Raw genomic sequence first — 10,580 nt, 5'->3', positions numbered from 1 at the left:
GTGTAATCATTTTCGCGTGATGGTTTCATAAATAAACGGGTAATAAAAAAGCTGCACCGGATGTCCGGTGCAGCCTTTCAGATACGAAATCTCTAGGAAAACGCTGATTATGCGTTTTCTTCGCCATCGAAGTCTTCGTCGAAAACTTCTTCAGCCAGAGGCTCTTCTTCGATGCCGTAGATAGCAGCAGCAGTCGACAGATCTTCACCTTTTTCCTGACGCAGAGCTTCGTCAGCTGTACGTGCGATGTTGATGGTGATTGTTGCCGATACTTCCGGGTGCAGAACGATCGAGATTGTGTGAATGCCGATTGTCTTGATCGCGTGGTTCAGGTCAACCTGGTTGCGGTTCAGCGAGAAGCCTTCAGCAGTTACAACATCAGCAACGTCACGTGTCGAAACCGAACCGTACAGCTGACCGGTTTCACCAGCCGAGCGAACAACGATGAAGCTCTTGCCGTCCAGCTTGTCAGCAACGGCCTGTGCTTCAGTTTTGCGTTCCAGATCACGGGCTTCGAGCTGAGCGCGCTGGGATTCAAAACGAGCCATGTTGGCTTCGTTGGCACGTAGTGCCTTGCCCTGCGGGAGCAGGAAGTTACGGGCAAAGCCGTCTTTTACAGTAACAGTATCGCCCATCTGACCGAGGCGGCTGATGCGTTCAAGCAGGATAACTTTCATTGGACTATTCCTTGAGTGTTTAAGTTCTGAATGTGTTTATGGTTATGAATTCTGAGACGGATCTTTGGAGAGCGGAGCGCCGCGCGATGTATCGAGCAGGCCGAATACCAGAAAGATCAGTGCAGAGAATGCGAAGATGATGAGCAGAAAATAGGCAAGCCACAGCGCAAACGGACGCCATGTGGCACCGCGTGTCCGCCAGTGAATAATTGCCAGACCGGCCATGATAAAGCCCGCAGCAAGCGCACCGGCGAAAGTGGTGGCGATCATGCTTGCAGGGCCGGACAGGAACATGGAACCGGCAAAGGTCAGTGCGAAAACCAGCAGAGCAGGGCGCGGCATGCGCAATGTTGCAGGCCAGTTATCGCGCGGGCGGCGCAGCACGCCGGAGCGTTCAGTGATGCGCAGCGCGAGATAGAAATTCGCAGTCAGGAACATCAGGCTGGTTGCAGCCTGAATGGCAGGCAGACCGAACAGCAGAAACTGCTGCAGCATTTCACGGAAATCGTCGCTTGCATTGAACTGCGGATCAGAGGCCTGCAGGCTTGCGATCATCGCGCCGGTCAGTTCACGCACCATTTCTTCACCATAGCCGATAATCGAGCCGACGATAATGAAGCTGACAGAAATCAGCAGTGCGAGGCGGAACATAATGTCCGGCAGCGGATACCATACCAGTGCATCTTTAGGGCCGCCCAGTTCCTGAGCAGGCCGCGCAAGACCGGCAAGATAAGCGCCGGTTGCAGCAGGGATGAAACTGGTGAGGGCAATCAGAACCGCAACCATAGGTGCGGCGAAAATAGCAACGGCAATGCTCGCTGTGGCAGCGGCAATCAGACCGGCGGCAGTACCCCAGCCAAGTGCGGCGATAAAAATAGGAAGAGGGGTGAGGACATAGAGAACCATAGCAAGGCCGGATTGAACCAGCACGCCGGACGCCAGCAGCGCGGCTGCAAGGCCCGCAAGAACACCGGTTCCGATATGTTTGCTATTGTAATTCATCTTAATCCTGCTGTCCTGCCCGGAAGTTTCCGGTTGCAGTTAGAGAACGATCGCTTCAGCGCTCTGTTCCCAACCTGACCTTACGGCCACTAAATCATTTATTCCGGTTTGATCGCTCCGGTGCGTAAAGATCAATTCGGGGTGTGCGGACACACCCCGAATCAAAAATCTTATTTCACAACATATGGCAGCAGGCCGAGGAAACGTGCACGCTTGATCGCTTTTGCGAGTTCGCGCTGTTTCTTCTGGCTTACGGCTGTAATGCGGGAAGGAACGATCTTGCCGCGTTCAGAAATGTAACGCTGCAGGAGTTTGATGTCCTTGTAATCGATCTTCGGTGCGTTAGGACCTGTGAATGGGCAGGTCTTACGACGACGATGGAACGGACGACGGGTCGGGATCTGATTGATATCAACCATTATTCTTCTCCTTCACCGGCAGATTCGTTGTCGCGTGGACGACGCGGACGGCGTGGACGATCGTCATCACGGCCGAAACGGTCTTCACGTTCACGACGGTCATCACGACGGCTCAGCATTGCTGACTGGCCTTCTTCGTGTTCTTCAACACGAATGGTCATGAAGCGGAGAACGTCTTCGTTAATACGCATCTGGCGTTCCATTTCAGCAACTGCAGCAGCAGGAGCATCGATGTTTACCAGTGTGTAGTAAGCTTTACGGTTCTTTTTGATACGATAAGTCAGAGGACGCAGTCCCCAGCTTTCGATTTTCCCGACTTTACCACCGTTAGCTTCAAGAACGCCCTTGTACTGTTCTACCAGTGCGTCAACCTGCTGCTGCGAGATATCCTGTCGGGCAAGGATCACATGTTCATAAAGAGCCATTGTCTTTGCCTTTCTTCAAAAAACCACCATCCGGATCAACGGCTAAGCCTCTGCGACTTGTCTATATCCGTAAAACGGAGAAGAAAGGACGCGGGTCGAGACGATCGAGAGCGGAGACACGGGAGGTTGAAATCGCTAGAATTTCTCCGGATATTTAAATCCGGCCTCCGTTCAGCCCCCAGCTGATGCCGGACAATGACGAGTGCCTATTAGTGGCTTTTTGAGGATTTTGCAACCGGCAAAAGCAAAGCTATGCGCGTTGTGCCGCTTATGCAGGCAAAAACACGGGTTATCGCAGCGGTGCATACGGGTTTTCAGGCGCGAAGACTTGACTTGAAAGCGGCTGAAAGGCACAGGGCTTTGCAGTTATAGATAATTTTATCGTATCCGCAGAGGCAATATAATATATATGTGTGCGGATCGCCAAACACAGATACAAAATAAAGAGGCTTTAATGACTGTAGCATTTACATTTCCGGGACAGGGCAGTCAGGCTGTCGGTATGGGCAAGGCTTTGGCTGAAACCTATCCGGAAGCGCGCGCTGTTTTCGAAGAAGTTGATGATGCGCTCGGTGAAAAACTCTCAACCCTGATGTTTGAAGGGCCGGAAGACCAGCTGACATTGACAGCAAATGCCCAGCCTGCGCTGATGGCAGTTTCAATGGCTGTTATGCGGGTGCTGGAATCACAGGGGCTGAAGCTGCAGGATAAAGTCGCTTATGTTGCCGGTCATTCGCTCGGCGAATATTCGGCGCTGTGCGCTGCCGGTACATTCTCCATTTCCGATACTGCCCGCTTGCTGCGTATCCGCGGCAATGCAATGCAGGCTGCCGTGCCAGTCGGTGAAGGCGCGATGGCTGCAATCATCGGTCTTGAACATGCTGATGTTTTTGCAATTTGCGAGCAGGCTTCCGCAGAAGGTTCTTGCCAGATCGCTAATGATAATGGCGGCGGTCAGCTGGTTATTTCCGGTTCCAAAGCCGCAGTTGAGCTGGCTGCCAAGCTGGCATCTGAGCGCGGTGCAAAGCGCGCAATCATGTTGCCGGTCTCCGCACCATTCCATTCCAGCCTGATGGCACCTGCTGCCAATGCAATGCGTGAAGCGCTGGCAACTGTGAATAAGCAGGCACCTGTTGTGCCGGTAATCGCCAATGTGCGCGTTGCTCCGGTTAAGGATCCTATCGAAATTGCTGATCTGCTTGTTGAACAGGTCACAGGTCAGGTGCGCTGGCGCGAGACTGTTGAATGGTTCGCAGGCCACGGCGTGACAACGCTTTATGAAGTCGGTTCTGGCAAAGTGCTGACCGGCTTGGCACGCCGCATCTCCAAAGATGTAACCGGTGTGACTGTCGGCACTGCTGAAGAGATTGATGCTGTCCTGCAAGCTCTGCTTGCATAACTTAAGATGCAGACGCTGCTGGCGTAATCGCTCAGATTTTGAAGCGCTGAAAATAATGTTATAAAGCGGACGAAGATTGTCCGCGTATCAGATTCAAGAGGATTTCATGTTTGATCTGACTGGCCGTAAGGCTCTCGTAACCGGTGCAACCGGCGGTATCGGTGAAGAAGTAGCACGCGCGCTGCATGCACAGGGCGCTATTGTTGCTCTGCACGGCACCCGCGTTGAAAAGCTGGAAGCGCTGGCCAAAGAGCTGGGCGAACGCGCTTATATCTTCCCTGCGAACCTTTCCGACCGTGAAGAAGTGAAGGCGCTTGGTCAGGCTGTGGAAAAGCAGCTCGAAGGCGTCGATATTCTGGTCAATAATGCCGGTATCACCCGTGATGGTTTGTTTGTACGTATGAGCGATGCAGACTGGGATGCGGTGATCGAAGTGAACCTGACTTCCGTATTCGGCCTGACCCGCGAGCTGACCCATCCTATGATGCGCCGCCGCTTTGGCCGTATTATCAATATTACATCCATCGTCGGTGTAACCGGTAATCCGGGACAGGCCAATTACTGCGCTTCTAAGGCCGGTATTATCGGCTTCTCCAAATCGCTGGCTCAGGAAATTGCTTCGCGCAATGTGACTGTGAACTGCGTTGCTCCGGGCTTTATTGAGTCGGCTATGACCGACAAGCTCAATGAGAAGCAAAAAGACACAATCATGTCGGCTATCCCGATGAAGCGCATGGGCCAGGGTGCTGAAATCGCATCGGCCGTTGTCTATCTGGCAAGTAATGAAGCCGCTTATGTGACAGGCCAGACCCTGCACGTAAATGGTGGTATGGCCATGATCTGATGAAGATCCGGCCGGTTTCTGAACGGTTCCGGCCGGAATAATGATGAATAAAAGAACTTTAAAAAGCTGATAATACAGCAATAAAGCTCTTTTTTCTGTTGTTTTAACGGTTTTTGCTCTGTTTCGCTGTGGTTGCTTGTTAAAATGGACTTTGCCAAACAGCAGAACCGTGATAATGCCCCGAATATTGCTGCGCTGCATGTTTTATGCTTCGTGGCGGCTGCAGTGATAAAATATGATTGCGCTTCAACGGCGCAGCAGTTAAATCGCTGCAACTGAAATATATTGTATAATGCGTCTGAAATGCATTTCTGTTTCAGGCATTATGCAGTAGGAATATCCACAGGATGCTTTTCATTGTGATGAATGTTGCAATGGTGAGTTATCTTAACACTTGATTACAATCAGCCATGCCGCTACCAAGGCTATGGTATTAACAGGTCGAGGTCCGACATGAGCGACACCGCAGAACGCGTCAAGAAAATCGTTGTTGAACATCTGGGCGTAGATGCCGATAAAGTAACTGAAGGCGCAAGCTTCATTGATGATCTGGGCGCAGACAGCCTGGACACAGTTGAGCTGGTAATGGCTTTCGAAGAAGAATTCGGCGTAGAAATTCCTGATGATGCAGCTGAAACCATCCTGACGGTCGGCGACGCTGTTAAATTCATCGATAAAGCTTCTGCCTGATTATTTGTATAATCGGCAGGCAGATATCGGGCCGGAAGATCATATCTTCCGGCCCTTATCGTTTGAAGCGCGGAAAATATTTGAATAAGGCTCAGGCAATGTTTTTACTGCCTTTATGCCGGTCAGACAGTTCTGTTTGCGGATCTGTAATTAACCACTCCACAAAAGCGCTGTAACAATCTATTAATTCTGCGTAATTCTAACCCTTGATCGATTCCGGTCGAGATATTACGCGGTTGATTAATCTGTGCCGCCTGCCGTTGGCGAAGACCAGCGAGAAACAGGGTCAGGTGCAGGGAAGGATACATATGAGAAGAGTCGTCGTTACCGGTCTTGGCCTGGTGTCACCTTTGGCAAATGGTGTTGAAGAAACCTGGAAGCGTTTGCTCGCCGGCCAAAGCGCAGCGCGCCGCGTGACCGAATTCGAAGTTGACGACCTTGCCTGTCAGATTGCCTGCCGTATTCCTGTTGGCGATGGCACGGACGGCACATTCAACGCTGATCTCTATATGGAACCGAAGGAACAACGTAAAGTTGATCCTTTCATCGTCTATGCGGTCGGCGCTGCCGATCAGGCACTGGATGATGCAAACTGGCATCCGGAAAGCGATGAAGACCAGATCCGCACCGGCGTGCTGATCGGTTCCGGTATCGGCGGTATCGAAGGTATTGTTGAAGCCGGTTATACGCTGCGCGACAAAGGTCCGCGCCGTATTTCGCCGTTCTTCATTCCGGGTCGTCTGATCAATCTGGCTTCCGGCCATGTTTCGATCAAGCACAAGCTGCGCGGCCCGAACCACTCCGTGGTCACAGCCTGCGCGACCGGTACACATGCTATCGGTGATGCTGCCCGTATGATTGCTTTCGGCGATGCCGATGTGATGGTTGCCGGTGGTACAGAATCGCCGGTCAGCCGTATTTCTCTGGCCGGTTTTGCTGCCTGTAAAGCGCTCTCCACCAAGCGGAATGATGATCCGACAGCGGCATCGCGCCCATATGACGAAGACCGCGACGGTTTCGTTATGGGTGAAGGTGCAGGCGTTGTGGTTCTCGAAGAGCTGGAACATGCGCTGGCACGCGGTGCGAAAATCTATGCGGAAGTGATCGGCTACGGCATGTCCGGCGATGCTTATCACATCACTGCACCAAGCGAGAACGGTGAAGGCGCACAGCGCTGCATGGAAGCCGCGTTACGCAGCGCCAAAATCACACCGGATGCTGTTGATTATATCAATGCTCACGGCACTTCGACCATGGCTGATACGCTCGAACTGGCAGCAGTTGAACGCGTTGTCGGAGATTCAGCCTCGAAGATTTCCATGTCTTCGACCAAATCCTCGATCGGTCACCTGCTCGGTGCAGCCGGTGCGGCAGAAGCGATTTTCTCAACACTGGCAATCCGCGATAATATTGCGCCTGCTACGCTCAATCTCAACAATCCGTCGGTCAGCACCAAGATTGATCTGGTGCCGCACAAGCCGCGCGCCCGTCAGATTGATGTTGCTGTGTCGAACTCGTTCGGCTTCGGCGGCACCAATGCTTCGCTGATCCTGCGCCGCTATCAGGCCTGATACAGCATTTAGCTGATGGAATGAAAAGGCCGCTTTCAGTGAAGGCGGCCTTTTATTAAGAGCCTGTACCGCAACGGGTGAGGCCGTTTTTGAACGACAGACACAAGCAATCCGTATTTCAGATCAAAATACTCTCTTAAATATGGATTCTTTCTGTCGAAAGCTTTGTTCACGGGTTGCGGCATTCGTGCTTTTGCCGCAATTATTGTGCCCATTGAGTGAAGAAACTAAAAATACAGATTAATCGGCTCAGGCCCTTGGTTTTCATTGCCATCGGGTCGAGTTGAACCGGAGTGTAAGTGTGACGTCAGACCAATCATCTGAAAATAAATCTGCTGGTCAGCCTGCCGTTTCTGATAGCTCTGTTCAGAATAGTGCGTCACCATCTCATACGGGGAGCGCTGCCTCTGCGAGCGCGCATAAGCCTGTCACCTCCGATGAAAATGCAATTGTTGCACCGGTTTCTCCGGAAATCGCCGCAGCACCAGCTGCACCTGCTTCTGCTCCGGTATCACCATCGGCACCGGCTCAGCCGCAAGCTGCCGTACAAGCTGAAAAACCTGCGGTACCGGATGCGGCTGAGCCGGCAACAGGGCCACTGGTTCTGAAATCGGCAAGCGAAGCACTGCGCCCTGAACCGGGCACACCGCCGCCGCCGAAAAAGCGCAAACGTTCGCGTCATGCCCGCAGCCAGATTGTGGTTTTTGCCAATTTCATGCTGTCTATGCTGGTCTTTCTGGTGATCGGCATGGGTGCCTTGTTCTATTTCGGCAAGGTTCAGTTCACGACTGAAGGGCCACTGTCACAGGATTCGACATTCTTTGTGAAGCGCGGCAGCGGCATCATTGAAATTTCCGATCAGCTGGAGCGCGCAGACCTGATTACCGATGCGCGGATTTTCCGCTATGGCGCACGTGCTTATGGTCTGGAAAAGAGCATGAAGGCCGGTGAATATGCCATTCCTGCCCGTGCTTCCATGCGCGATATTATGAATATTTTTGTTGAAGGTAAGTCGCTGATGCATTCAGTGACCATTCCCGAAGGCCTGACCGTCCAGCAGATTTTCGACCGTATTGCCAATAGCGAATTGCTTTCCGGCGACCTGCCGAAAGAACTGCCTGTTGAAGGTAGTCTGGTAGCAGATACGCTGAGCTTCACACGCGGCACACCGCGTGAGGAAGTGGTCAATCGTCTGAAAACCGCGCAGGCCAAACTGGTGGATGAAGTCTGGGCCAAGCGCCGTGACGGTCTTCCGGTCAAAGACAAGAACGAATTTGTAACGCTTGCTTCCATCGTTGAGAAGGAAACCGGCGTGGCATCCGAGCGTCCGCATGTGGCTTCGGTTTTCGTAAATCGTCTGAATACCGGTATGCGCCTGCAATCCGATCCGACAATTATTTACGGTATTTTCGGCGGACGCGGCAAACCTGCAGACCGCCCGATCTATAAGTCGGATATCGAAAAAGAAACGGCCTATAATACCTATATAATCAAAGGCCTGCCGCCGACACCGATTGCCAATCCGGGGCGCGATGCTCTGGAAGCCGTCGCTAATCCGCTGAATACTCAGGATCTGTATTTTGTGGCAGACGGTACCGGTGGCCATGTCTTCGCGGCAACGCTGAAAGAGCACAATGAAAATGTGCGTAAATGGCGTGAGGTTGAGCGTCAGCGCAAGGAAAATCCGGCGGCAGGAGCAAATGGCACTGCACCAACGCCGGCTCCTTAACGATTGTAATTAAAGATACAGATAAAATATGATGCCGTCCGGCCATCCGGACGGCATTTTTGCAAAGGCCGCTTTCAAAGATAAACGGCGCAGATAACGGGTTTTAAGATGACAGTACAAAGCATGACCGGTTTCGCCCGCCATACAGCGACATTCATGTCGGGGGCGGATGAGAATGCGCAGACACGGATCAGCTGGGAAATTCGTTGTGTGAACGGTAAAGGGCTTGATGCCCGCTTTCGTATTCCGAACGGTTTTGATGATCTTGAACTGCAATTGCGCACGGCTTTGGGACGCGTTTTTGCCCGCGGATCGTTTCAGGTCAGCCTGACAATTGAAGAGCCGGAGGCGCAGACAGCGCTGGTTATTAATGAGGCTTTGCTGAGCAAAGTTATGCAGACAGCGCAGCAGTTGCAGAACCAATATGGTCTGGCGCCCGCCAGTGTGGATGCTGTGCTTAATCTTCGCGGTATTCTGGAGCCGCCGCAGACCTTGAGTGATGATGCAGGTAAAGCGGCTTTGAAAGCCGTATTGCTGTCATCCTTTGATGAAGCACTGGATGCGCTGAAACTGATGCGTTTGCAGGAAGGCAAGCGCCTGTCCGATCTGCTTGGCAGCCATGTTGACCGGATTGCGGAACTGGCAGTGCAGGCGCGTCAGGATACGTCCCGCAGTGCTGAGGCGATCCGTGAACGCCTTGCCGGGCAGGTGGCATTATTGCTGGATGCCATGAACAGCAATCGCAGTGCGGCGATCGTGCTGGACGAACAGCGTCTGCATATGGAAGCAGCATTTCTTGCCACTAAAGCGGATATTCAGGAGGAGCTTGACCGGCTGGATATGCATGTGGCTGCGGCGCATAAATTGCTCAGTGACGGCGGCCCTGCGGGGCGTAAGCTCGATTTCTTGTCGCAGGAATTCAATCGCGAAACCAATACGCTGTGTTCAAAATCCAATGCGGCCAGCATTACTGCAATCGGCCTTGAGCTGAAAGCGGTTGTCGATCAGTTCCGCGAGCAGGTTCAGAACCTCGAATAGTAAATATTGCAAGCGTTTCCGCTCCGCGTATAGTGAAGATCAGGTAATGCTTTAATAACTAAAAAACGCCGCAATTGCTGTGAAAAGAGAGAACAAAAGAGACATCATTGCGGCGCAATGATATCAGACATAGCAGTGAATAGAGAATCTGGAGCAGAATAGATTATGGCCATCTCCTTCGTGGAAAATGCTGTCGCACGACGCGGCCTTATGTTGGTCATTTCTTCGCCGTCAGGCGCGGGTAAGTCAACGATTGCACGTTTGTTGCTGGAAGACCGCGACATGGATCTTTCCCTGTCCGTCAGCGTGACAACCCGTCAGCGCCGCGCCAGCGAGATTGAGGGCGTTCACTATCATTTTAAAAGCGTGCGTGAATTCGAGCGTCTGCGTGACAGCGATGCCCTGATTGAATGGGCAGAGGTGCATGGCAATTATTACGGAACGCTGCGTGAGACTGCGGAAAACGCCTTGGCAGATGGCCGTGACATGTTGTTTGACATTGACTGGCAGGGCGCGGAACAGCTTCAGGCCAAAATGCCGGCCGATGTCGTATCTATTTTTATTCTGCCGCCGACCATGAAAGAACTTCAGATGCGTCTGAACCGCCGTGCGGAAGATACGCCTGAAGTGATTGAAACACGTCTGAACAATGCGCGTTTTGAAATCCAGAAATGGAGCAAATATGATTACATTGTTATCAATGAAGATCTGAACCAGTCCTATGCCGCCGTGAAGTCCATTGTTATGGCTGAGCGTCTGCGCCGCGACCGTCGTCCGGGCCTGTTT

11 protein-coding genes are annotated in these 10,580 nt (G+C 52.3%); 7 read left to right on the top strand and 4 right to left on the bottom strand.

The window, feature by feature from the left end; all coding sequences use genetic code 11:
- Positions 1–107: 107 nt before the first annotated feature.
- From rplI to rpsF, 4 genes are all read right to left on the bottom strand, one after another.
- Positions 108–677, bottom strand: coding sequence for a 50S ribosomal protein L9 (gene rplI, locus A918_RS0116830; protein WP_022712186.1), 570 nt, complete (start codon positions 675–677; stop codon positions 108–110).
- Positions 678–719: 42 nt separating this feature from the next.
- Positions 720–1,679: a DUF2232 domain-containing protein gene (locus A918_RS0116825; RefSeq protein WP_022712185.1), complete on the bottom strand. Its 960-nt coding sequence runs from the start codon at positions 1,677–1,679 to the stop codon at positions 720–722.
- 170 nt (positions 1,680–1,849) lie between these two features.
- Positions 1,850–2,098, bottom strand: coding sequence for a 30S ribosomal protein S18 (rpsR, locus tag A918_RS0116820; RefSeq protein WP_022712184.1), 249 nt, complete (start codon positions 2,096–2,098; stop codon positions 1,850–1,852).
- Positions 2,098–2,523 (bottom strand): 30S ribosomal protein S6, encoded by a 426-nt coding sequence (gene rpsF, locus A918_RS0116815; protein ID WP_022712183.1) that lies wholly within the window; start codon positions 2,521–2,523, stop codon positions 2,098–2,100. Before rpsF ends, rpsR begins: the two co-directional genes overlap by 1 nt.
- A gap of 454 nt (positions 2,524–2,977) precedes the next feature.
- Between rpsF and fabD the strand changes: the two genes are divergently transcribed.
- The 7 genes from fabD to gmk all read left to right on the top strand — a co-directional run.
- Entirely contained in the window at positions 2,978–3,922 is a 945-nt protein-coding gene (gene fabD, locus A918_RS0116810; RefSeq protein WP_022712182.1) for an ACP S-malonyltransferase, read from the top strand.
- Positions 3,923–4,028: 106 nt separating this feature from the next.
- Positions 4,029–4,766, top strand: coding sequence for a 3-oxoacyl-[acyl-carrier-protein] reductase (gene fabG / locus A918_RS0116805; protein WP_022712181.1), 738 nt, complete (start codon positions 4,029–4,031; stop codon positions 4,764–4,766).
- A gap of 453 nt (positions 4,767–5,219) precedes the next feature.
- Positions 5,220–5,456, top strand: coding sequence for an acyl carrier protein (locus A918_RS0116795; RefSeq protein WP_002963616.1), 237 nt, complete (start codon positions 5,220–5,222; stop codon positions 5,454–5,456).
- Positions 5,457–5,764: 308 nt separating this feature from the next.
- The gene (fabF, locus tag A918_RS0116790; protein WP_022712179.1) at positions 5,765–7,027 is read left to right on the top strand and encodes a beta-ketoacyl-ACP synthase II; all 1,263 of its coding nucleotides are present in this window, start codon (positions 5,765–5,767) and stop codon (positions 7,025–7,027) included.
- Between the two features lie 472 nt (positions 7,028–7,499).
- Complete coding sequence (gene mltG / locus A918_RS20895) at positions 7,500–8,756, top strand: endolytic transglycosylase MltG (RefSeq protein WP_051139081.1); 1,257 nt, start codon at positions 7,500–7,502, stop codon at positions 8,754–8,756.
- A 108-nt stretch (positions 8,757–8,864) separates the two neighbouring features.
- Positions 8,865–9,794: a YicC/YloC family endoribonuclease gene (locus A918_RS0116780; RefSeq protein WP_028233924.1), complete on the top strand. Its 930-nt coding sequence runs from the start codon at positions 8,865–8,867 to the stop codon at positions 9,792–9,794.
- Between the two features lie 165 nt (positions 9,795–9,959).
- The coding region (gene gmk, locus A918_RS0116775) for a guanylate kinase (RefSeq protein WP_022712175.1) at positions 9,960–10,580 on the top strand (621 nt) is incomplete at its 3' end.

The sequence above is a fragment of the Pseudochrobactrum sp. AO18b genome (assembly GCF_000409565.1).
In the GTDB taxonomy this organism is placed as follows: Bacteria; Pseudomonadota; Alphaproteobacteria; order Rhizobiales; family Rhizobiaceae; genus Pseudochrobactrum; species Pseudochrobactrum saccharolyticum.
The sequence above is the reverse complement of the archived record's forward strand: the minus strand, read 5'-3'. Positions and strand labels throughout refer to the sequence as shown.